The sequence below is a fragment of the Pseudomonas helleri genome, from assembly GCF_009600315.1.
Classification (GTDB): Bacteria; Pseudomonadota; Gammaproteobacteria; order Pseudomonadales; family Pseudomonadaceae; genus Aquipseudomonas; species Aquipseudomonas helleri_A.
On the sequence record NZ_WIWC01000004.1, the window covers coordinates 35,218 to 58,258 of the forward strand.

At 55.5% G+C, this 23,041-nt stretch carries 22 protein-coding genes and 3 tRNA genes; 14 read left to right on the forward strand and 11 right to left on the reverse strand.

What is annotated here, in order from left to right:
• Positions 1–8 precede the first annotated feature (8 nt).
• Complete coding sequence (locus tag GHN86_RS03735) at positions 9–962, forward strand: hypothetical protein (RefSeq protein ID WP_153381593.1); 954 nt, start codon at positions 9–11, stop codon at positions 960–962.
• On the opposite strand, the gene dinB is transcribed toward GHN86_RS03735, so the two are convergent.
• Positions 959–2,020 (reverse strand): DNA polymerase IV, encoded by a 1,062-nt coding sequence (gene dinB, locus GHN86_RS03740; RefSeq protein ID WP_153381595.1) that lies wholly within the window; start codon positions 2,018–2,020, stop codon positions 959–961. The genes GHN86_RS03735 and dinB overlap by 4 nt on opposite strands.
• 288 nt (positions 2,021–2,308) lie before the next feature.
• On the opposite strand from dinB, the gene GHN86_RS03745 reads away from it, so the two are divergent.
• From GHN86_RS03745 to GHN86_RS03765, 5 genes are all read left to right on the forward strand, one after another.
• Positions 2,309–2,385: transfer RNA gene (locus GHN86_RS03745), tRNA-Met, on the forward strand.
• A gap of 255 nt (positions 2,386–2,640) precedes the next feature.
• Positions 2,641–2,717 (forward strand) — tRNA-Met (locus tag GHN86_RS03750).
• Between the two features lie 162 nt (positions 2,718–2,879).
• Positions 2,880–2,956, forward strand: a tRNA-Met gene (locus tag GHN86_RS03755).
• Between the two features lie 259 nt (positions 2,957–3,215).
• A complete protein-coding gene (gene mprF / locus GHN86_RS03760; protein ID WP_153381597.1) occupies positions 3,216–5,858 on the forward strand; it encodes a bifunctional lysylphosphatidylglycerol flippase/synthetase MprF in 2,643 nt (880 codons plus the stop codon).
• Entirely contained in the window at positions 5,858–7,138 is a 1,281-nt protein-coding gene (locus GHN86_RS03765) for a virulence factor family protein (RefSeq protein WP_153381599.1), read from the forward strand. Before mprF ends, GHN86_RS03765 begins: the two co-directional genes overlap by 1 nt.
• Before the next feature lie 130 nt (positions 7,139–7,268).
• Here GHN86_RS03765 and GHN86_RS03770 read toward each other — a convergent pair whose 3' ends face one another.
• Positions 7,269–9,170: a potassium transporter Kup gene (locus GHN86_RS03770; RefSeq protein WP_153381601.1), complete on the reverse strand. Its 1,902-nt coding sequence runs from the start codon at positions 9,168–9,170 to the stop codon at positions 7,269–7,271.
• Between the two features lie 299 nt (positions 9,171–9,469).
• Between GHN86_RS03770 and rimO the strand changes: the two genes are divergently transcribed.
• The 5 genes from rimO (at position 9,470) to tsaA (ending at position 13,397) form a co-directional block, all read left to right on the forward strand.
• Positions 9,470–10,807, forward strand: a complete 1,338-nt coding sequence (gene rimO / locus GHN86_RS03775) for a 30S ribosomal protein S12 methylthiotransferase RimO (RefSeq protein WP_153386144.1) — start codon at positions 9,470–9,472, stop codon at positions 10,805–10,807.
• A 102-nt stretch (positions 10,808–10,909) separates the two neighbouring features.
• On the forward strand, positions 10,910–11,395 hold the full coding sequence (locus GHN86_RS03780; protein WP_153377694.1) for a GNAT family N-acetyltransferase: 486 nt from the start codon (positions 10,910–10,912) through the stop codon (positions 11,393–11,395).
• Positions 11,396–11,445: 50 nt separating this feature from the next.
• The gene (locus GHN86_RS03785; protein ID WP_153377695.1) at positions 11,446–12,156 is read left to right on the forward strand and encodes an rRNA pseudouridine synthase; all 711 of its coding nucleotides are present in this window, start codon (positions 11,446–11,448) and stop codon (positions 12,154–12,156) included.
• A 75-nt stretch (positions 12,157–12,231) separates the two neighbouring features.
• Positions 12,232–12,693: a DUF1456 family protein gene (locus GHN86_RS03790; protein WP_153377696.1), complete on the forward strand. Its 462-nt coding sequence runs from the start codon at positions 12,232–12,234 to the stop codon at positions 12,691–12,693.
• A gap of 8 nt (positions 12,694–12,701) precedes the next feature.
• Positions 12,702–13,397 (forward strand): tRNA (N6-threonylcarbamoyladenosine(37)-N6)-methyltransferase TrmO, encoded by a 696-nt coding sequence (tsaA, locus tag GHN86_RS03795; RefSeq protein ID WP_153377697.1) that lies wholly within the window; start codon positions 12,702–12,704, stop codon positions 13,395–13,397.
• A gap of 58 nt (positions 13,398–13,455) precedes the next feature.
• Here the strand turns inward: tsaA and fpr are convergent, their stop codons facing one another.
• Positions 13,456–14,235 (reverse strand): ferredoxin-NADP reductase, encoded by a 780-nt coding sequence (gene fpr, locus GHN86_RS03800; RefSeq protein WP_153377698.1) that lies wholly within the window; start codon positions 14,233–14,235, stop codon positions 13,456–13,458.
• A 118-nt stretch (positions 14,236–14,353) separates the two neighbouring features.
• Here fpr and GHN86_RS03805 point away from each other — a divergent pair, with 118 nt between their 5' ends.
• Positions 14,354–15,280 carry a LysR family transcriptional regulator gene (locus GHN86_RS03805; protein WP_122784703.1) on the forward strand — a complete coding sequence of 309 codons (927 nt, stop codon included), beginning with the start codon at positions 14,354–14,356 and terminating at the stop codon, positions 15,278–15,280.
• On the opposite strand, the gene GHN86_RS03810 is transcribed toward GHN86_RS03805, so the two are convergent.
• The 3 genes from GHN86_RS03810 to GHN86_RS03820 all read right to left on the reverse strand — a co-directional run bounded on the left by GHN86_RS03810 (position 15,277) and on the right by GHN86_RS03820 (position 17,412).
• The gene (locus GHN86_RS03810; RefSeq protein ID WP_153377699.1) at positions 15,277–15,639 is read right to left on the reverse strand and encodes a diacylglycerol kinase; all 363 of its coding nucleotides are present in this window, start codon (positions 15,637–15,639) and stop codon (positions 15,277–15,279) included. The two genes, GHN86_RS03805 and GHN86_RS03810, sit on opposite strands and share 4 nt — an antisense overlap.
• Before the next feature lie 75 nt (positions 15,640–15,714).
• Positions 15,715–16,365 (reverse strand): response regulator transcription factor ErdR, encoded by a 651-nt coding sequence (gene erdR / locus GHN86_RS03815; protein WP_153377700.1) that lies wholly within the window; start codon positions 16,363–16,365, stop codon positions 15,715–15,717.
• A 300-nt stretch (positions 16,366–16,665) separates the two neighbouring features.
• A complete protein-coding gene (locus tag GHN86_RS03820; protein ID WP_153377868.1) occupies positions 16,666–17,412 on the reverse strand; it encodes a tRNA-uridine aminocarboxypropyltransferase in 747 nt (248 codons plus the stop codon).
• Between the two features lie 180 nt (positions 17,413–17,592).
• On the opposite strand from GHN86_RS03820, the gene GHN86_RS03825 reads away from it, so the two are divergent.
• Both GHN86_RS03825 and GHN86_RS03830 read left to right on the forward strand, forming a co-directional pair.
• Complete coding sequence (locus tag GHN86_RS03825; protein WP_153377701.1) at positions 17,593–18,000, forward strand: PA3611 family quorum-sensing-regulated virulence factor; 408 nt, start codon at positions 17,593–17,595, stop codon at positions 17,998–18,000.
• A 217-nt stretch (positions 18,001–18,217) separates the two neighbouring features.
• Positions 18,218–19,333: a TIGR00730 family Rossman fold protein gene (locus tag GHN86_RS03830; RefSeq protein ID WP_153377702.1), complete on the forward strand. Its 1,116-nt coding sequence runs from the start codon at positions 18,218–18,220 to the stop codon at positions 19,331–19,333.
• 111 nt (positions 19,334–19,444) lie between these two features.
• Here the strand turns inward: GHN86_RS03830 and recX are convergent, their stop codons facing one another.
• The 5 genes from recX to GHN86_RS03855 all read right to left on the reverse strand — a co-directional run bounded on the left by recX (position 19,445) and on the right by GHN86_RS03855 (position 23,040).
• A complete protein-coding gene (recX, locus tag GHN86_RS03835; RefSeq protein ID WP_153377703.1) occupies positions 19,445–19,912 on the reverse strand; it encodes a recombination regulator RecX in 468 nt (155 codons plus the stop codon).
• An 8-nt stretch (positions 19,913–19,920) separates the two neighbouring features.
• Positions 19,921–21,036 (reverse strand): recombinase RecA, encoded by a 1,116-nt coding sequence (gene recA, locus GHN86_RS03840; RefSeq protein WP_153386146.1) that lies wholly within the window; start codon positions 21,034–21,036, stop codon positions 19,921–19,923.
• 83 nt (positions 21,037–21,119) lie between these two features.
• Complete coding sequence (locus GHN86_RS03845; RefSeq protein WP_153386172.1) at positions 21,120–21,620, reverse strand: CinA family protein; 501 nt, start codon at positions 21,618–21,620, stop codon at positions 21,120–21,122.
• Between the two features lie 71 nt (positions 21,621–21,691).
• Positions 21,692–22,033, reverse strand: coding sequence for a phage holin family protein (locus GHN86_RS03850; protein WP_153377706.1), 342 nt, complete (start codon positions 22,031–22,033; stop codon positions 21,692–21,694).
• 272 nt (positions 22,034–22,305) lie between these two features.
• Complete coding sequence (locus tag GHN86_RS03855) at positions 22,306–23,040, reverse strand: LexA family transcriptional regulator (protein ID WP_153386148.1); 735 nt, start codon at positions 23,038–23,040, stop codon at positions 22,306–22,308.
• Position 23,041: the final 1 nt, after the last annotated feature.

Here is a 23,041-nt window from a genome sequence, read left to right on the forward strand (position 1 = left end):
GAGACACCATGTTCAATCGACACACCTTGACCCTCGGGGGCGCCGCCATGTGCGGCGCCCTGCTGCTGAGCGGCTGTGCCAACCACATGTCACAACGCAGCGAACACGAGGAGCGCATAGAGCGCAAATTGCTCGCCCACAACTTGCAGATCGACGTCGGCTCACCCTCCGTGCTGGAGCTGCCGCAACGCCGTGTGCGCATCAATGAACAAAAGACCTTTGAGGTTACCGAGTTCGATGTCACCCGGCATTACGACCGGTACACGCCCTACCAACCCTGGCGCGAGGTCTATGAGATTCCGCTGGGCGCAGTAGCGATCGTCGCGGGCGTGGGTGCCAATGTGCTTAACGTCTTCATGTTCGGGCAATTACCGGACAGCGTGACGAAAGACTGGATCAGCTATGGTTTTGCCGGCATTAACCCGGCCATGAACGTACAGTCCCATGGCCGCGCCGAACAAAATTTGGCGGGCATTGACGATATTCAACGCGACAAGCGACTCGAGAACTCAAGCTTGCCTTGGGCAGAGCGGCCGGTCGTGGTGAAGGCTGGCTCGCAAAGCCATGAAATGACCACTGACCGTAACGGTGTGCTGCGCCTCAACTTGCTCGACAGCCCATTTGCCGAGCAGGATTTGAACCGCATCAGCACACTGACGATTGCGGTTGAGGATGCGCAGGACGAAACCCACTCAGATTCCACCCTGTCGATCAGCCACACGCTGCGTTCAAAATTGCTCGAAGCGCACAATCTGATCTACGACGACCTTGAAGGTGACGACGTCATCCAATGGGTTCACCGGGTCAAACGCCTCTCGGAATTGGGGTTGGAAGAAGAAGCCAGCGAACTGGAGCAAAGCCTGATCGAACTCACTCGCAACGACCCTGAGTTACAACGTGAGTTCTTGCAGTCTCTGACCCAAAATGCCGGTCGATTGGTGGCAGACCCCGGCGTCAGTTAACGCTGAAACAGTTCCAACTGTTCATGACCACCGTTCAAATCGTGCAATCGCACGCCAAGCCCCAACAATCGGACGGGCTTGGCACCGCGGGCAAATGCCTGACTCAACAACCCCTCGTAACTCTCAAGATCGCGACCAGCACCCGACTGCTCAAGGGTGGTCTGAGTAAAATCGTGAAACTTCACTTTGACGAACGGCTTGCCGGGGCGGTAGCTGCTACCGATCCGCTCAATCCGACGATTCAGGGTTTCAAGCAATTCCGGTATTTTTTTAAGGCACGTCGCCAGATCGGGTAAGTCAGTGTCGTAGGTGTTTTCCACGCTTACGGATTGTCTGCGGCTATCGCTTTGCACCTGACGCTCATCAATCCCGCGCGCCAGCCACCACAAACGCTCGCCGAAACTGCCAAATTCCCGTACCAGCGCCAATTTATTCCAATCGCGAAGATCAAGACAGGTCTCAATGCCCAGGCGCGCCAGCTTGTCAGCCGTGACCTTACCTACGCCGTGCAGCTTGTTAACGGCCAACGCCGACACGAAGTCTTCCACCTGATCCGGGGTGATCACGAACAAGCCATTGGGTTTTTTCCAGTCGCTGGCAATTTTGGCGAGGAATTTGTTCGGCGCCACCCCCGCCGACACGGTGATATGCAGCTGATTGGAGACACGACGCCGGATGTCCTGGGCAATGCGCGTCGCACTGCCCCCAAAGTGCGGGCTATCCGACACATCCAGATAAGCCTCATCCAGCGACAGCGGCTCAATCAGCTCGGTGTAATCCCGCAAAATGCCATGAATCTCCTTGGAGGCTTCTTTATAGGCATCCATTCGACCGCTCACGATCACTAAGTCAGGGCAGAGCTTGAGCGCATGACGGGACGCCATGGCCGAGCGAACACCGTAAGCCCGCGCCTCATAGTTGCACGTTGAAATCACACCGCGCCGGTCAGCGGAACCACCCACCGCCATCGGCTTGTTCGCCAGGCTCGGGTCATCACGCATCTCGATAGCGGCATAAAAACAGTCACAGTCAACGTGGATGATTTTGCGTTGCGTCATGTGGGGCGAGGTTCTTCAAGGTGGAAGGCAATGCAGATCGCCAGTATGTCACCGGCAACTGTATATAGCACCAGTAGTCGTATTTATCCCCGACGAGCGTAGGAAATTACCAAGATGGATTTGTTTTTCCAATCGAAGCTAAAGGATCAATCGAGCTACACCCCATGGTGCGTATGGCCTGTAGCCATTTTTATACCCAATAATTAGCCTAACTATCTGAAGCAGAACGTAATTTTCTAAATTAACGTTTGACAGCACTGCGTATCGCTGTAGAATCCACCCCACAGACGCGGGATGGAGCAGTCTGGTAGCTCGTCGGGCTCATAACCCGAAGGTCGTCGGTTCAAATCCGGCTCCCGCAACCAAACATTAAAAGGCTACTCGAAAGAGTGGCCTTTTTTGTGCGCGCTTGTTTTGTAGAGGGACTTGGTTGCCTTGGCCAAATTTCCAATTGCTTAAAGGCCGATCGCAGCCTTCGTTCCTCGGCAGCGACTACCAAGACGCATGGCAGGGTCACATACTCTCAAACAAGCCTTCACATCCGATTCATATCTTATTTAACCGTTTTGTGGATTAAAGGTTGACTCCCCCGCTCATCACTGTAAAGTGCGCCCCACAGACGCGGGATGGAGCAGTCTGGTAGCTCGTCGGGCTCATAACCCGAAGGTCGTCGGTTCAAATCCGGCTCCCGCAACCAAACATTAAAAGGCTGCTCGAAAGAGTGGCCTTTTTTGTGCGCGACTGTTTTTAACAGCGCTTACGGATCCTGGTCATCAGGCATTAAATCCGGCTATTTCAATTGCTTACGCGATTTAAGGTTGACACCTCGCCGATCCTCTGTAGAATGCGCCCACACAGACGCGGGATGGAGCAGTCTGGTAGCTCGTCGGGCTCATAACCCGAAGGTCGTCGGTTCAAATCCGGCTCCCGCAACCAAACATCAAAAAAGGCTACTCGAAAGAGTGGCCTTTTTTGTGCGCGCTCGAAAAGTGCACGGCAAGCGTTTATTGACAATAAACGTCATATTTCTGAAAGTCCGGCAGTCTATGCTTAGCACCCACAATTACCTGTTTTTCACACCCCTAACCTGAACCTCAGGCAAACGGCTGCAAGTATTTCAAATTATTTCGACCAAAAGGATTGGTAACTTGTGTCTATGCCTCCATCCTATCGCGCACGATCCACGAGGTGATTGATGCCCGATAATTCGCCAGAACCCATTGAAGCCGTTACAGCCGCCCACCCCATTGCCGCAACCCGTTTGCGCTGGCTGGATTTGCTGAGCAAATACCGACAACCCATTGGACTTGCACTGACCCTGTTGCTGTTTGCAATAGCGTTGATCGCTTGTCGTCATTTACTCAGTGAACTGGATCTCTACGCACTGCAGGACTCCCTTCAGGAAATCCCCAAGCCTGCTCTCCTCGGCGCCGTGGCTGCGACAGCCGTAGGGTTTTTGATATTGCTTGGTTATGAGTGGTCGGCGAGTCGTTATGCGGGGGTAAAACTGCCCGCCAAGACCCTTGCCTTTGGCGGCTTCACCGCTTTTGCCATTGGTAATGCTATCGGCCTGTCATTGCTGTCTGGCGGATCCGTGCGCTATCGCCTCTACGCGCGCTTTGGCGTAGGGGCTTCGGAAGTCGCCCACATGACCCTGTTTGCCAGCCTGTCTCTGGGCTGTGCATTACCGCCCCTGGCAGCACTCGCAACCCTGAGCAATTTACCTGCGGCCTCGGCGGCGCTGAATATTCCTGTCTGGGTATTGGGCTCTGTCGCTTTTGCCGTATTGGCGCTGTTTGCGCTACTGGCGCTGGGCATTTACCGCCGCCGCCTACCTGAGCAACCCATCCCGGATAACCTGTTGGTCAAGGCTGGGCGCCGTACCCTGCGCTTGCCCAGCCCACGCTTGACCTTGCTGCAACTGGTCATTACGGCACTGGACGTCGCTGCCGCGGCTACGGTGCTGTACTTGCTGCTGCCTGAGGCACCACCATTTGGTCCCTTCCTGCTGGTTTATTTACTGGCATTGGCCGCTGGCGTGCTCAGCCACGTACCGGGCGGGGTTGGCGTTTTCGAAGCCATTCTGCTCGCCGCATTCGCTGACAAGCTCGGAGCCGCACCACTGGCGGCCGCACTGCTGCTGTATCGGATGATTTACGTGATTCTGCCGTTGCTGGTCGCGTGTTTTATGTTGCTGCTCAATGAAGCCCAGCGACTGATCCATACCCGACAAAGCTTGCGTGTCGCATCCGGATTGGCAGCTCCGATTCTGTCGATACTGGTGTTTATATCCGGCATCGTATTGCTGTTCTCAGGTGCGACCCCGGAAATCGATACTCGCCTTGAACACATGGGCTTTCTGATCCCTCATCGCTTGATTGATGCCTCACACTTCGGCGCGAGCCTGATTGGTGTACTTTGCCTGTTGCTGGCCCAAGGCCTGCGTCGCCGCCTGTCAGCAGCGTGGATGCTGACAACGGTTCTGTTGCTGGTGGGCGCTGTGCTCTCCCTGCTAAAAGGCTTTGACTGGGAAGAAGCCACCATTCTGGTACTGACTGCCAGCCTGCTGGGACTGTTCCGCCGCTCGTTCTATCGCCCGAGCCGCCTGACAGAACTTCCGTTTTCGCCCCTGTATTTGGTGTCCAGCCTGTGCGTACTTGGCGCTTCCATCTGGTTGCTGCTGTTCGCCTATCAGGATGTCCCCTACAGCCATCAGCTGTGGTGGCAATTCACCCTCGACTCGGATGCCCCTCGCGGCCTGCGCTCCCTGCTCGGCGCTGCGGTACTGCTGGTGGTCGTCTCATTGACCTGGTTACTGCGCACAGCTCGCCCGGTTATCCATCTCCCGGATGCGAGCGAGCTGGAGAAAGCCGCAAAGATCATTCTGTCTTCTGACCAGCCCGACGGCGGCTTGGCGTTGACCGGGGATAAAGCACTGCTGTTTCACCCTGACGATAACGCCTTCCTCATGTACGCCCGCCGTGGCCGCAGTCTGGTGGCGCTGTACGACCCGATTGGACCACCTCAGCAACGCGCCGAACTGATCTGGCAGTTCCGCGATTTGTGTGACGTCTACCATGCTCGCCCGGTGTTTTATCAGGTGCGCGCTGAGAACCTGCCCTTCTATATGGACATCGGTTTAACGGCAATCAAACTCGGCGAAGAAGCCCGAGTCGATTTGCACCGCTTCGATCTCGACGCCAAAGGCAAAGAGATGAAAGACCTGCGCTACACCTGGAACCGCGGCACCCGCGATGGCCTGTCACTGGAAATCCATGAGCCGGGCGAGGCGCCTATGGCCGAGCTGAAAGAGATTTCCGATGCCTGGTTGACGGGCAAGAACGTGCGCGAGAAAGGATTCTCACTGGGGCGCTTTAGTGAGGACTACATCAAGCATTTTCGCGTGGCGGTTATTCGCTTCGAAGGAAAACCGGTTGCGTTTGCCAACTTGCTCGAGACCCACAGCCATGAATTGTCGAGCCTCGACCTGATGCGCGCCCACCCACAAGCCCCCAAACTGACCATGGAATTCATGATGGTCGGCCTGATTCAGCATTATAAAAAGCATGGATACGCACGATTCAGCTTGGGCATGGTGCCCTTGTCTGGCCTGCAACCGCGCCGTGGCGCGCCATTGACCCAGCGTTTGGGGTCGATGTTGTTCCAGCGTGGTGAGCACTTGTACAACTTTCAAGGTTTACGTCGCTTCAAAGACAAATTCCAGCCTGACTGGGAACCTCGTTATATGGCCGTACCCGCCGGACTTGATCCGCTGGTGGCACTGGCCGATACCGCCGCCCTGATTGCAGGCGGCTTGACTGGATTGGTGAAACGTTAATGAAACATCGTTCCTGGCGGTTTTTGTTGCTTGCATTGATTGCTGTGGTCGCGCTCGCAGCTGGCGGCTACTGGTGGTGGAATCGCCCTGCCCCCGAACCCACGGTTGAACACCTGTCCCAGACTGACGGTTCTACCCTGACTAACGTAATACCCGGGCAGAAGGCTCAAGCACGTGTGGTTATCGCAACGCCGGCCGAAGAGGCGCTGACCGACAAACAACTCACCGCGTTAAGCCGTGGTGGCAAAGCGCAACTGGTGCAAGTGATCCTGCCTAAAGAAGATTGCGCCTTACAGCAGCAAGCGCTGCAAACAGCCCTGCAACAGCTCAAGGGCCCTGCCACACTGGTCAGCGGCATTGGCCCAGGGGCAACCCTGGCCTGGCGCTGGCTAGCCGAACAGACCAACGACAAAGCTCAGGCCGTGTCAGTGGGTTTCAAGCTGGAAGAACCCGGTTGTAGCCTGCCCGTACCCAAATCCGCAGCCCACGGCAACTGGCTGGTGGCCTGGAACGACAACCCTGACGACCCCAGCGCAGCCTTTGTGCGCGATCAGCCCAATGCGCAAACCAGCATTAGCGATTACGACATTCACTTCCCGCAAGTGTTGAGCAACGAGCTGCGCAAAATTCTGGTGGGGGATGACAACGGTGGGCTGAGCATGCCCGTGGTTGAAGTCCCGGCAGGCCAGCAAAACAGCACCGTTACGTTATTTCTGTCGGGCGATGGCGGTTGGCGTGACCTGGACCGCGATGTGGCCGGGGAAATGGCCAAGATCGGTTACCCGGTCGTCGGCATCGACATGCTGCGTTACTACTGGCAGCACAAAACGCCCGAGCAGAGCGCCATCGACCTGACGGAACTGATGCAGCACTACCGCCAGAAGTGGGGCACTCAGCGCTTTGTGCTGGTGGGCTATTCCTTTGGTGCAGACGTGCTGCCGTCCACTTATAACCGCTTGCCCGAAGCCGAGCAGAATCGCGTGGATGCCATCATGATGCTGGCTTTTGCCCGCAGTGGCAGCTTTGAGATCCATGTTGATGGCTGGCTCGGTAAAGCGGGCGCAGAAGCCGATACCGGCGAAGAAATGTCCAAACTGCCTGCCAGCAAAGTGGTGTGCATCTATGGAGCAGAAGAAGTCGATGAAAGCGGCTGCACGGCCAAGACTGCAGTGGGTGAAAGCTTGAAACTGCCGGGCGGGCATCACTTTGATGAGAACTACCCGGCGTTGGCTCAGCGTCTGGTGGACCTGATCAAGAAGCATCAGGTGAAGCCGGAGTAAAGGCCTACCCTCACCCCAGCCCTCTCCCAGAGGGAGAGGGAGCTTGATCTGTGGCGTTACACATTCCTGCTTTTGCTTTTAGTCCCCTCTCCCTCTGGGAGAGGGCTAGGGTGAGGGGCTTTGGCCTTTACTACATCTCCACCTGCGTCCCCAGCTCAATCACCCGATTGACCGGCAATTTAAAGAACCTCAAGTTGCCATTGGCGTTTTTCAACATAAACCCGAACAACGCCTCGCGCCAACGCGCCATTCCCACCAGCTTGGATGCAATCACCGTCTCGCGGCTCAGGAAGTAGGTGGTACGCATCGGATTGAAGTCCAGCTCATCCAGATGACATAGCTTCAGCGCTTGCGGCACATCCGGCTCATCCATAAAGCCAAAGTGCAGGATTACCCGAAAGAACCCTTCGCCATAGGCATCCACTTCAAAACGCTGCGCCGCTGGCACTCTTGGCGTGTCTTCGTTGACCACCGTCAACAACACTACCTGCTCATGCAGTACCTGGTTATGCAGCAGGTTGTGCAATAACGCATGAGGTACGGCATCAGGCCGGGCGGTCAAAAACACCGCCGTACCCTGGACGCGATGAGGCGGCTGAACCCGAATACTGCTGATAAACAGCGGTAACGGCAGCGCATTTTCATCCAGGCGATCCACCAGCAACTGTTTGCCGCGCCGCCAAGTGGTCATCAAGATGAACAACACAATCCCCGCCAACACCGGGAAAGCACCGCCTTGCACGATTTTCGGCACGTTGGCGGCAAAGAACAGTCCGTCCACCAACAAAAAGCCGATCAACACCGGCACCGCTAACACGGGTGGCCACTTCCACAGCAACAACATGACGGCAGACACCAGAATACTGGTGATCAGCATAGTGCCCGTCACGGCCACGCCGTAGGCCGACGCCAGCGCTCCCGAAGACTCAAAACCCAGCACCAGCAAAATGACTCCGACCATCAACGACCAGTTCACCGCACCAATATAAATCTGCCCTTGCTCGGCGCTGGACGTGTGCTGAATGTGCATACGCGGGATATAACCGAGCTGAATGGCTTGGCGAGTCAACGAGAACGCTCCCGAAATTACCGCCTGGGACGCAATCACCGTCGCCAATGTGGACAAAACCACCAATGGGATCAATGCCCAGCTTGGCGCCAGCAAATAGAACGGGTTGCGCGCTGCTTCGGGGTTCTCCAGCAACAGGGCACCCTGACCGAAGTAGTTGAGCACCAGTGCGGGCAATACCAGAATGAACCAGGCACGGGCTATGGGCTTGCGTCCAAAATGCCCCATGTCAGCGTATAGCGCTTCAGCGCCGGTCAACGCCAGTACCACAGCTCCTAAAATGGCCACGCCCATGCCGGGATGAGAGACAAAGAAACGCACGCCCCACACGGGGTTCAGCGCGTGCAACACTTGCGGATGTTGCAGGATGCCGTGAATCCCCAGCCCCGCCAGCACCACAAACCACAGCACCATGATCGGGCCGAACAGTTTGCCCAACGTCGCCGTGCCCCGGCGTTGTATCAAGAACAGCGCCACCAGCACTATCAGCGCCAACGGCACAACCCATCGGTCCAGACCGCTAAACGCCAGCTCAAGCCCTTCAACAGCCGACAAAACCGAGATCGCCGGGGTAATCATGCTGTCGCCGTAAAACAGCGAGGCGCCTACCAACCCCAGAATCACCAGCACTGAGCGCAGTCTGGGATAAGGAGAGGCCGCACGTCGCGCCAGCGCCGTCAGCGCCATGATGCCGCCCTCGCCTTCGTTGTCCGCGCGCAGAATGAACAGCACGTACTTGATCGACACCACCCAGATCAGCGACCAGAAGATCAGCGCCAAAATGCCGAACACCCCATCGTGATTGACTTGAACGCCATATCCGCCGGAAAACACTTCTTTGAGGGTGTACAGCGGGCTAGTGCCGATATCGCCATACACCACTCCGACAGCGGCCACCAACATACCAATGGGCTTTGCCGTTGAGTGACCCTGTTCTGATGCCTGACTGCTGACCTGCCCCATCAACCACTCCTGCGACTCAAGATCGAACTTTTAAAACCCCGAGCACCGTACTGAACAGCGGGCTCTGTTTTCTGACTGCTTGTGCTGACAATTTCCTGCAAAACACGGGCGTAAAATACGCCCTTTTCACGACGGCGCGCAGCATAGCGCAGCACTCGTCGCAAATCCCCGTTTAACGCTGGTCAAGCGCGTTGACCATAGCTAGAATTGCGCACTTTTTTTCATTAGAGGCGCACTAAGCGCCCGTTGGTCGTGCAGCCTTTGCGGGCATGTAACGTCACTACATACCGAGGTTCGCCATGTCCACCGTTACCAAGCCAGCCAACCCGAAGGTCGGGTTTGTTTCTCTGGGGTGCCCAAAAGCCCTGGTCGACTCCGAACGCATCCTGACGCAGCTGCGTATGGAAGGCTACGATGTTGTTTCCACCTATCAGGACGCCGATGTCGTGGTGGTCAACACGTGCGGCTTTATCGACAGCGCCAAGGCTGAATCCCTTGAAGTGATCGGCGAAGCCATCAAGGAAAACGGCAAGGTCATCGTCACCGGCTGCATGGGTGTTGAAGAAGGCGCTATCCGCAACGTACATCCTAGCGTTTTGGCCGTAACCGGCCCGCAGCAGTACGAGCAAGTCGTTAACGCCGTTCATGAAGTCGTACCGCCACGTCAGGATCACAACCCATTGATCGATCTGGTGCCGCCGCAAGGCATCAAGCTGACCCCGCGCCACTATGCCTACCTGAAAATTTCCGAAGGCTGCAACCACAGTTGCAGCTTCTGCATCATCCCTTCCATGCGCGGCAAATTGGTCAGCCGCCCGGTCGGCGACGTGCTCGACGAAGCCCAGCGCCTGGTCAAGTCCGGCGTTAAAGAGCTGTTGGTGATTTCCCAAGACACCAGCGCCTATGGTGTGGACGTGAAGTACCGCACCGGTTTCTGGAACGGCGCGCCGGTTAAAACCCGCATGACCGAACTGTGCGAAGCCCTCAGCAGCCTGGGTGTATGGGTACGTCTGCACTACGTTTACCCGTACCCGCACGTTGACGAGCTGATCCCGCTGATGGCCGCCGGTAAAATCCTGCCGTACCTGGATATTCCGTTCCAGCACGCCAGCCCTAAAGTCCTCAAAGCCATGAAACGCCCGGCCTTTGAAGACAAGACTCTGGCTCGCATCAAGAACTGGCGCGTGATCTGCCCTGACCTGATCATCCGTTCGACCTTCATCGTCGGTTTCCCCGGCGAGACTGAAGAAGACTTCCAATACCTGCTCGACTGGCTGACCGAAGCCCAGCTCGATCGCGTTGGCTGCTTCCAGTACTCCCCCGTAGAAGGCGCACCCGCCAACTTGCTGGATGCCGCCGTCGTGCCGGATGACGTCAAGCAAGATCGCTGGGAGCGTTTCATGGCTCACCAACAGGCCATCAGTGCAGCTCGCCTGCAACTGAAGATCGGCAAGGAAATCGAAGTGCTGATCGACGAAGTCGACGAGCAAGGCGCTGTGGGTCGATGCTTCTTCGACGCCCCGGAAATCGACGGCAACGTGTTTATCGCCACAGAGAAAGACATCAAACCCGGTGACAAAATCATGTGCCGTGTGACCGACGCCGACGAGTACGACCTGTGGGCTGAAGCGATTTAAACCGCTCACGCGTCTGAAAAAGCCCTGCCGTGTTCACGACAGGGCTTTTTTTACGTCTATGGTTAACCTTAACGCTCGTCATCTGCGCCAGGAGACACGCCGATGCAACACAAGTGGGCCATTCATACGCCGAGTCTTGGCGACTTTGCAGAGTTGACTGACGTATGGGAGGCATCCGTTCGCGCTACCCACAATTTCTTGCCTGACAGCTACATTCAATTGCTGCGCCCCTTGGTCAAAGATCAGTATCTGGACTGTGTGATGCTCGCGTGTTGCAAAGATCCGGCCCGCAATAAAATCAGCGGATTCGTGGGCGTGGCGGCCGGCAAAGTTGAAATGCTCTTTATCCATCCCGACTATCGGGGCCTCGGGATCGGCAAAAGCCTGCTCACATTCGCCATTAATGAGTTCAATGCCCAAGAGTTGGACGTCAATGAACAAAACGCCCAAGCCGTTGGTTTTTACTTTAAACAAGGCTTTGAGGTCGTCGGCCGCTGCGAAAAGGACGGTCTGGGCCAGCCTTATCCACTGCTGCACCTGCGCTATAAGCGTCTGCCCCGTGCTTTCATTAAATGTAGCCGGGCTTAACCAGCGCGAGCCGGGTACAATAGCCGCCCCATTCTTTTACGGCCCCTGTCATGTCTGAACCGATACGTCTCTCCAAACGCCTCATCGAACTCGTCGGCTGCTCCCGCCGTGAGGCCGAACTGTTCATTGAAGGTGGCTGGGTCACGGTAGATGGCGAAGTCATCGACGAACCGCAATTCAAGGTCAGCGACCAAAAGGTCGAGCTGGACCCACACGCCAAGGCCACCCCGCCCGAGCCCGTGACCATTTTGTTGAACGCCCCTGCGGGCCTGGACACGGACAGCGCCATGGCGCTGATTGGCCCTGAGACCCTGAGCGAAGAACATCGCTACGGCAAGCGACCGCTCAAAGGGCACTTCCTGCGTCTGACCGTTGGCAATGAGCTGCAAGCCAACGCCAGTGGCCTGCTGGTGTTCACCCAGGACTGGAAAATCGTGCGCAAACTGACTGCCGATGCCAACAAAATCGAGCAAGAATATGTGGTCGAAGTCTCCGGCGAGATGGCCCCGCACGGTTTGAACCGCCTTAACCACGGCATGACCTACAAAGGTCGCGAGCTGCCTGCGGTCAAGGCCAGCTGGCAGAGCGAAAATCGTCTGCGCTTTGCGATGAAAAATCCGCAGCCGGGTGTCATTGCACAATTCTGCCAGGCCGTCGGCCTGACCGTCATTTCCATGCGCCGTATTCGTATTGGTGGCGTATCGATGGGCAAATTGCCTGTCGGCCAGTGGCGCTACATGGCGACCAACGAAAAGTTCTAAACACCGCCTGCCCCAAACATTTCGACACCGCAGCACAGCCTGCGGTGCTCACTGCTGAATATCAGGATTGACCATATGATTCATAACGACGTATTGCGTAGCGTGCGCTACATGCTCGACATCAGTGACAACAAGGTTGTCGAAATCATCAAAATGGGCGGTTTGGACGTCACGAAAGAAGACGTGCTGACTTACCTGAAAAAAGATGAAGAAGAAGGCTTTGTTCGCTGCCCTGATGAAGTAATGGCGCACTTCCTTGATGGCTTGGTGATCTTCAAGCGTGGCAAGGATGAAAGCCGCGCGCCAATGCCTGTAGAACTGCCTGTGACAAACAACATCATCCTGAAAAAGCTGCGCGTTGCCTTTGAGCTGAAAGAAGAGGACATGCACGCGATCCTCAAAGCGGCCGAGTTCCCTGTGTCCAAGCCAGAACTGAGCGCCCTGTTCCGCAAGTTCGGCCACACCAACTACCGCACCTGTGGCGACCAACTGCTGCGCAATTTCCTGAAAGGCCTGACTCTGCGCGTTCGCGGCTAATCCAAGCCATGACCTACAGCGTTTCCCCTGTTGGCTTTGTGCACTCCTGCTTCAAGGAGAAATTCGCCATTCCGCGCCAGCCGCAACTGGCCCCGGCCGCACGCGGCGTACTGGAGCTGGTTGCGCCTTATGATCAGGGCGACGCAGTGCAGGGGCTGGAACAAGTCAGCCACATCTGGCTACTGTTTGTGTTCCATAAGGCACTGGAAGACAAACCGCGACTGAAGGTGCGCCCACCGCGGCTGGGCGGCAACAAATCCATAGGCGTGTTCGCCACCCGGGCGACCCATCGTCCAAACGGGATGGGTCAGTCAGTGGTCAAGCTGGACAAGGTTGAGGCCGGGCGCCTGTTTATCTCTGGCATCGACCTGCTCGACGGCACGCCGATACTCGACATCAAGCCTTATGTGCCTTACGCCGACATCATCGACAGTGCCAGCAACAGCATGGCAAGCGCACCGCCTGTGTTGATTCCCGTGCACTGGACCGACAGCGCTCTGCAACAGGCGCACAGCCATGCCCTGCGCCTTCAAGAGCCACTGGTGGCGTTAATTGATCAATGTCTGGCTCAGGATCCCCGCCCCGCCTACCAAACCCCTACAGCTGAGCGAGAATACGGCGCAGGGTTTTGGGATGTGGATGTGCGCTGGCATTACCCGCAGCCCGGTGTGATTCGCGTGCTCGAGGTGATTTCAAAGCAATAAGTGCAAACGAAAAGAGGGAGCTGGCAAGCCAGCTCCCTCTTTTTTTGATCAGCGCTGCTTACTTCTCGACGAAGGCGCGCTCGATCAGGTAATCACCCGGCTCACGCATACGCGGCGAAGCAGTCAGACCGAAGCTGTTAAGCACTTCGCTGGTTTCATCGAGCATGCTCGGGCTGCCGCACAACATGGCGCGGTCGTCCTGCGGGTTGATCGGTGGCAGGCCAATATCGGTGAACAACTTACCGCTGCGCATCAAATCAGTCAGACGCCCCTGATTCTCGAAAGGCTCACGGGTTACGGTCGGGTAGTAGATCAGCTTTTCACGCACCGCTTCACCGAAGAACTCATTCTGCGGCAAGGTCTCGGTGATGAATTCGCGGTAAGCCACTTCATTGACGTAACGTACGCCGTGGCACAGGATCACCTTATCGAAACGCTCATAGGTTTCAGGATCCTGAATGACGCTCATGAAAGGTGCCAAACCAGTACCCGTACTCAACAGGTACAAATGTTTGCCCGGCTTCAAGTCATCCAGAACCAGCGTGCCCGTAGGCTTTTTGCTGATCAGGACTTCATCGCCTTCCTTCAAGTGTTGCAATTGGGAAGTCAGCGGGCCATCGGGCACCTTGATGCTGAAAAATTCCAAATGCTCTTCCCAGTTAGGGCTGGCGATCGAATAGGCACGCATAAGCGGACGACCGTTAGGCTGCATCAGGCCGATCATCACGAACTGACCGTTCTCAAAGCGCAGGCCCGGATCGCGGGTGCACTTGAAGCTGAACAGGGTGTCGTTCCAGTGGTGAACACTGAGGACACGTTCGTGGTTCATGTTGCTCATGTACGGGGCTCCTAAATTTCGCCTGCGCTGACAATGGGCGCGATTGCGCAGCATTCTAATGGCGAGGACAATATCTGTTAACTGAATTATTAAGATAAGGGTTATCGGTTATATCGATATGCGATTTACTCTCAGACAACTCCAGGTTTTTGTCACCGTCGCCCAACAAGAGAGCGTGTCACGCGCTGCGGGTTTGTTGGCCCTTTCACAATCGGCCGCCAGTACTTCAATCACTGAACTGGAGCGTCAAACCAGCTGCCAGCTATTTGACCGTGCGGGCAAACGCCTAAGCCTCAATGCACTGGGTCGTCAGTTATTGCCACAGGCCGTCGCGCTATTGGATCAGGCCAAGGAAATCGAGGATTTACTCAACGGCAAATCAGGTTTCGGCTCGCTGACCGTGGGCGCCACACTGACCATTGGTAACTACCTGGCCACACTGCTGATCGGCAGTTTTATGCAGGCCCACCCTGAAAGCCAGGTCAAACTGATCGTTCAGAACACGGCCCATATCGTGCAACAGGTCGCCCATTACGAAATTGATTTGGGTCTGATCGAGGGCGATTGCAGCCACCCCGACATCGAGGTGCAGAGCTGGGTTGAAGACGAGCTGGTGGTGTTTTGTGCACCTCAGCATCCACTGGCCGCGCGCGGTCACGCAACACTGGAAGAGCTGAGCCGTGAAGCATGGATTTTGCGGGAACAGGGTTCCGGTACCCGCCTGACTTTCGACCAAGCCATGCGCCATCATCAAACGTCACTCAATATTCGCCTCGAACTGGAGCACACCGAAGCGATCAAACGCGCGGTTGAGTCAGGCCTGGGCATTGGGTGTATCTCTCGCCTGGCGTTGCGCGATGCTTTTCGGCGGGGCAGCCTGGTGGCCGTTGAAACCCCTGATCTGGATCTAGCCCGTCAGTTTTTCTTTATCTGGCATAAAAAGAAGTACCAGACCTCAGCGATGCGCGAGTTTCTGGAACTGTGCCGCGCTTTCACCGCAGGGGTTCAGCGCAGCGACGAGATCGTGCTGCCGAGTATTGCTTAAAGCAGGATCACGGCCCACACCACGGCAATCAGGGTGAGCACTACAAATTGCGCGGCACTGCCCATGTCCTTGGCGTTTTTCGACAGCGGGTGCAGATCAAGGGAGATGCGATCAATAGCCGCTTCAATGGCCGAGTTGAGCAACTCAACAATCAGTGCCAGCAAGCACACCGCGATTAACAGCGCGCGCTCAACCCGGCTGACATTCAGGAAGAATGTCAGCGGGATCAACACCACATTAAGCAAGACCAATTGCCGAAATGCTGCCTCGCCGGTAAAGGCTGCTCGTAAACCGTCCAGCGAGTAACCGCTGGCATTCAAAATCCGTTTAAATCCGGTTTTACCCTTAAAAGGCGACATAGATAAGCAACTGCGCAAAAAATGAGGAAGGAACGCTAGTTCACGACTTGTTAAAAAAGTGTGAAAGCCAAGTGCTTAATAGTTCGAAATTGATTCAAGCTGTTGCAGCAACAACGCAGCCTGGGTACGGGTACGAACTCCCAACTTGCGGAAAATAGCCGTGACGTGCGCCTTGATGGTGGCCTCGGACACACTTAACTCATAAGCGATCTGCTTGTTCAGCAACCCTTCACAGACCATGGTCAACACCCTGAACTGTTGAGGGGTAAGGCTGGCCAGACCTTCGCTTGCTGCTTTGGCTTCGGCAGACACCTGAACCGGCTCGAAAGCCTGAGGCGGCCAACTGACGTCACCGTCCAGTACAGCTCGCACGGCTTTCTGAATATCTTCCATAGAGCTGGATTTAGGGATAAAACCACTGGCGCCAAATTCACGCGAGCGCACCATGATTGACGCTTCTTCCTGAGCCGAAACCATCACCACCGGAATCTGCGGGTACTGCCCACGCAGCAATACCAGCCCGGAGAAACCGTAGGCACCCGGCATGTTCAGGTCGAGCAACACCAGATCCCAATCGGCCTTGGCTGCCAGCTGTGCTTCAAGCTCGGCAATACTGGCGACCTCGACCAAGCGGACATCAGACCCTAACCCCATTGTCACCGCCTGATGCAAGGCACTGCGAAACAATGGATGGTCGTCGGCAATCAGGATTTCGTATGTGGCCATTTTTTAAATGATCCTGTTTTTCAGGCGAGCCCTGATGTATTTCAGTGCTCGCTAAGGCAACTCGAACAACAGCGTGAAACAGCGCGTCAAAGCACGCGTATTACGCTAAACGTCGGTAGATATAAGCGTTTTATCAGCCGTTGCCGCCCAATCGGCGCCAAGCATGCCGAGCGAAGCCAGAGGGGTCAAGTTGAAAACCTGACGTTTGACTCAGCTAAATGCCATTGCAGCGCCATCATTCAGAATCGGTAATGGCGCCCGGTGACATCATGGTGAAAATTGTAGCGCTACTTCTTTAGTCTATTGAGAGCGATTCTGGGGAAGGTCTTTTACAAAAACGCCCAGTTCACGGTGCGCTGCACTGCTCTCGTTCATCGGCAACTGGTTTTTGGCATCCAGATAATGCTGACTGAAGACATCAAAGTAAGCATCCAACGCACATGAGGCCTCGGCGTCTCCGGCAAGGTCCAGACACAGGCTGGCCACCTCGGCTGTACATAGATGCTCGCTGCGCGTCGATCTGCGCAAGCGATAGCGAGACAGTTTTTCGGGCAGCAGACTCAAAATCGGCAAGGCATCAAAATACGGGCTTTTGCGAAAAATCTTGCGCGCCTCAGTCCAGGTCGCGTCCAGCAGAATAAAGAGGGGGCGCTTGCTGCCGTTCATTTCCACCGAATGCGTGACACGCTCAGGGGCAACATACTCACCTGGAAACACCAGATAAGGCTGCCATTGCGGGTCGGCCAACAAGGCCAGCAAAGCCTCATCGGTTTCAGTGCGCGACCAGATAAAAGCAAAGTTGTCGCTCACCACATCCGCAATCAGCCAGCCTGTATTACTGGGCTTGAACACTTCCTTTTTGGTCATGATCAGGCACACACCCGCACGAGTACTGACCCGGGGCCGCCAGTTGCACAGACAATGACTGACGATCACTCGGCACGTATGGCAGCGCGGCGCACGTGAACCTCGCGCCAGATAAGGCTTGGTGCTCTCCTCTTCACGCTCGTCACGTAAACGGGCAACTGCATTGGGGGAAAAGGTCATCAGGGTCATGGTCTGGGGCAACGACGGATAGTAAAAAGAGAGCCGGGAAGTTTAACAGAGGCCGAGCCACCATGACTGTGGGCATTTCCTGTGCTCGAATGCTGACCTATACTCCTGCATCACTGAACGCACCGATCTATGACGGGTCGAAGCTTGCGTCACTGAAATCAGGAGAGTTTCATGCTGCGCACTATCATCCCGACCCTTGCTCTACTGTTTGCACTGCCATTGAGCGCACAAGCGGCCTCTCTGGCAGAGTTCAACTTGAACAAGGACTTGCTCAAAGTTGCCAAAGTCAGCAATGAAGGGAAACCCAGCGCCATCAGCCCTGACCTTCTGGACAAAGGCTTTTCAGTTGAAGGCACGGTGCTGATCAATCACCTGGAAGCTAGTCCGACCCTGTCAGCACAAATGCGCTCTGCTCCGGAAGCCGCCATCCCGCAACTGGGCCGCAGTGTTTGCAGCAACCCCAACTTCCGCAAATTGATGGCCAAGGGCGCGATCATGCGCTTTGACATCCGGGAATATAAAACCAACACATCGGTTTTGACCCAGGACATCGGCGCCGACAACTGCCAGCGCAAATAATCATTACCCGCCTCTTCGCGCGCGCCGCAGCATAAAGCGGCGTGCAGTCCTCTCCAGTTTACCCATCGTAATTACGCTTCTTCTTCCACATCAGGCAATTAGCTATTGCCAGTCAAGACAACCCCGGACCATCATCAAGCTATCGCTTTTGACACCTTGTGTCGTCGCGCTTGGCTGATCGGGCGCGCCCAAGGATGTTGTCCAGAAGGAGCTATACATGCCCGACCAAACCCAGGACACCCTGTCCCTTTACTTCGAAAGCCACGGCATGCACGTTGCCGAAGAGGTTGATGCACAATTACAACGAGTGGCCCCTGACAGCCCCAACCAACCGCTTTATCGTGAAATGCTTCTGACTGTTTTGCGCATGGCCCATGACGATATTGATCGCTGGAATGCCAAAATAACCCTGCAAGCCATCCGCGAACTCGAAAAAACCTTTCGCGTGCTAGAGCAATTTAAAGGGCGACGTAAAGTCACCGTCTTCGGCTCTGCTCGTACGCCCGCTGAAGACCCGCTCTATGCATTGGCCAAGGAAGTGGGCGCCACACTGGCCCGTTCAGACATGATGGTCATCACCGGTGGTGGCGGCGGCATAATGGCCGCGGCACATGAGGGTGCAGGTCTGGAATACAGTTTGGGTTTCAATATCACCCTGCCGTTTGAACAACGAGCCAACGCCACGATCAATGGCTCAGAGCACTTGCTGGCCTTTCACTTCTTCTTCACCCGCAAGCTGTTTTTCATCAAGGAAGCTGACGCCCTGATCATTTGCCCCGGCGGCTTTGGCACACTCGACGAGGTGCTGGAAGTGCTGACGTTGATGCAGACCGGCAAAACGCCTTTGGTTCCGATCGTACTACTGGATATGCCCGGCGCAGCCTTTTGGCAAAGTGCACTGGACTTCATCCATAACCAGCTGCAAGCCCATCAATACATACTGCCGAATGATTTGAAGCTGATGCGCCTTGTTCACAGCGCCGAAGAGGCCGTGGCCGAGATCGACCAGTTCTACCGCAACTATCATTCCAGTCGCTGGCTCACCAAAACATTTGTCATACGCATGAGAAAAGCGGTGAGTGCCGCTGCGCTTGAACAAATCAATCAGGACTTTGCCGACATCTGTCTGCATGACGGTTTTCACCAGCAAGCCTATGCAGAGGTGGAGCACGACAATCCTGAACTCAACCACTTGACCTGTCTAAGCTTCGCCTTCAGTGGGCGTAATCAAGGGCGATTGCGCGAACTCGTCAACTTCCTCAACTTGCCCGAAAATTGGGCAACAGCAGAATCCGCGCTAGCGCCACAAAGGCCCGAGTCGGTCACTGAATAAGGTAGGGAAAGTGAGGCTGTGATAAATGGCTATGTGTTCAAGCGTTGTAGCAGGAACGCAGGTCACGCAACGCTTATCGCAGCCTACGACAGCGACTACGGATGCCCGCAGTCAGTCATCAAATTCTCGGCCACTTAACAAGCGGCCGATCATTTCCAGCGGATACCCTCGATAACTCAAGAAGCGCCCTTGGCGTGCACGCTCTTTCGCATCTTCCGGTAGCTGTGCGGAGAACTTGCGGCGCCAGGTTTCTTCCAGACGTTCTTGCCAGTTAAACCCACACTCGCGCAGCGCATCTTCTACATCGTGACGAGGCAATCCGCGCTGATTAAGTTCTTCGCGGATGCGCAAAGGGCCATAACCGGAACCCGCACGATAAGAGATGTAGCTTTCAAGGTAACGCGACTCTGATAACAGGCCATCTTCCGTTAAACGGTCAAGGGCGATGTCGATCATGTCGGGGCAAGCACCGCGCTGACGCAACTTACGGGTCAACTCCACTCGACCATGCTCGCGTCGCGCGAGCAGGTCCATAGCAGTACGACGCACCGCGGCCAGGTTATCCAGAACTACGGTCATGAGTCAGATCAGTTGTTATTGGAGTCTGAGCCGTTTTCCAGCGCCATTTCTGCCGCTTCAGCTTCATCAGCTGCCGCCTTGGCTGCTTTGCTCATTTTTGGCATGACTTTGATCTCTGCCATCTCGGCATCCGACTTTGGCCCCAGCAACTTGGCGCGCAACTGCTTCTCTAGGGCTTCCTTGATTTCAGGATTGTCGTCCAGGAACTTGGCCGAGTTGGCTTTACCCTGACCAATCTTGCTGCCGTTGTAGCTGTACCAGGCGCCCGCCTTCTCAACGAAACCGTGCAATACGCCCAGGTCGATCATCTCGCCATTGAGATAGATGCCCTTGCCGTAAAGAATCTGGAATTCGGCCTGACGGAATGGCGGAGCCATTTTGTTTTTGACCACTTTGACGCGGGTTTCGCTACCAACCACCACATCGCCTTCTTTCACCGCGCCGGTGCGGCGGATGTCCAGACGTACCGAGGAGTAGAACTTCAGCGCGTTACCACCGGTGGTGGTTTCCGGGCTACCGAACATCACGCCGATTTTCATGCGGATCTGGTTGATGAAGATCACCAGGCAGTTGGCGTTCTTGATGTTACCGGTGATTTTACGCAGAGCCTGCGACATCAGACGGGCTTGCAGGCCTACGTGCATGTCACCCATGTCGCCTTCGATTTCGGCTTTTGGGGTCAATGCTGCGACGGAGTCGATGATGATCACGTCAACCGCGTTGGAACGCACCAGCATGTCGGTGATTTCCAGCGCTTGTTCGCCGGTATCCGGCTGGGAAACCAGCAGATCGTCAACATTTACGCCCAGTTTGGCTGCGTATTCAGGGTCAAGAGCGTGCTCGGCATCGACGAAGGCACAGGTAGCGCCCGCCTTTTGTGCTTGCGCGATTACCGACAGGGTCAGCGTGGTTTTACCCGACGATTCTGGACCGTAGATTTCAACAATACGACCTTTTGGCAGACCGCCAATGCCCAGCGCGATGTCCAGACCCAGCGAACCGGTAGAGATAGCCGGCACTTCCTGACGCTCTTGCTCGCCCATCAGCATCACGGCACCCTTGCCGAATTGACGTTCGATCTGACCCAAGGCCGCAGCCAAGGCTTTCTTCTTGTTGTCGTCCATTAAAGTCCTCTCGTAATCAATAAGGCCGGTCGGCCGATAACTGTATAAGTAGCCAGTATTATTCCACAGGGTTAAACGATCGCCTACCCCTGATTTTTTATTTCTCGTACCGTTCGGCGTATTAGACCTTCCAAAGCAGCAATTACGGTTTGTCGACGCACCTCATCCCGATCACCGGCAAAATATCGGCGCTCGGACGTGACCTCGCTACCATCACCCCATGCTAGCCATACGGTGCCGACCGGTTTTTCTTCGGAGCCTCCACCGGGCCCGGCCACCCCACTGACCGCCACAGCAAAGCGTGCTCCGCTTTGAGCTTGTGCACCCGTAACCATCGCCTCGACCACCTCGCGGCTGACAGCGCCGACTTGGCCGAACAATGACTCGGGAACCCCCAATTGCTTGGTCTTTTGCACATTGGAATACGTGACAAAACCTGCCTCGAACCAGGCAGAGCAGCCGGGGATACGGGTAATGGCTTCAGCAATTCCCCCTCCGGTGCAGGATTCAGCCGTCGTGACCTGCGCATTTTGCGCCTGCAGCAGGTGCCCGAGTTCAGCAGCAAGGTGAGACAGTGAGTCCATAGTGATTTCCTGAGAGACAAAAAAATCGACATCATTATCGGGGCTGATCAACACCATAACCTACACGAAAACTAAGGTTCGATACGTGAGTCGGCTGCAGAACTCTCCACCCCGAGCCGCTTGGCAGCCCAACGCTGATACAGGCTGATCGCAGCATCTGCACCGGCCAAGGCGGTCAGACAACCAAAGGCACCTGCCGCCAGTACAGACATACCAGCCGAATACAACAGCATAAAGGTCGAGACGCCGCACACCATGCAGGCCCCCGAGCGCAGCGCCAGGCGCCTGACCAGCAACCATCCACTGGCACCGTCTTTGTCAGCACGCCACATCTCACCAAAAACACCCCCCACCAAGGCCAGAAGGATGACCAGTAAAACCGGCATATCCAGCAATACTTGCGGTTCATTCATCGTGTCATCACTCCTGGGTCCTTATGGATAAAAAGCCACTTTGTGACTTGGGCTGCAGGCGCATTGGATCGCGCCATTTCCCTGCTTGAATTCGATCGCTGACCGTCATGCAAACTAGACTATGCATGTATGGATATACAGTCAATGCACCAGTGCATATATTTCTACGTCTGCGTAAATCAAGTCAGCCATGAATAGGCAATCTGTAAGATTTACCTCCTTAAAACCGAAAAAAAACCCACGTTTAAGTGGGCGTTTTCATGACAGGTCGCTCAGCGTGCGTACATGCCCCACCAGAACACATGACCTAAAATGACAAGTTGCTCATCTTCCATGTCACTGTAGGCATAGTCTTCATCTGGATACTCGCCACGGTTAAAACTGCGCAAACGAATGCCATTCGGCAAGCGATAGAGCTGCTTCACCCGTAGCTGACCGTTGTGATTGATTGCATACAAGTCACCGTCAATGACCTCTTCAAGCGCACGCTTACCCGCGTTGACCCCAACCGTTGCACCATCGCGCAAAACCGGCAGCATGCTGTCACCGCGCACCGTCACGCACTTGGCCTGATCGAATTGCACGCCATTGTGGCGCAGGCTGCGCTTGCCAAAGCGCAACTTGGCACGCTCGCTCTCTTCAATGGCAAAACGCCCGGAACCTGCCGCCAATTCAACTTGCCGCAAAAAGGCGATGGACACTTCATCATCAGCCACAGGCGTGTCGTCATCCCACAAGCAAATGTCCCGCAACTGCGGATGACTCGGGTCAGCCTCGGATACAGCAAGGCTGCGAGGACTCCCCCGGCCACGCAATTGATCGGTACTGATCTGAAAATATTCGGCGATTCTTGAGATCTGTTTATCAGACGGATCGACAATTTTGCCATTCAAGATTCGCGAAAGTGTTGACTGCGGCACACCCGTACTACGATGCAGCGCCATGGCACTGAGCTGATGACGAGCAAGCAGTTCTTTTAGGACGATAGAAACAGTTCGTTTAGGCATG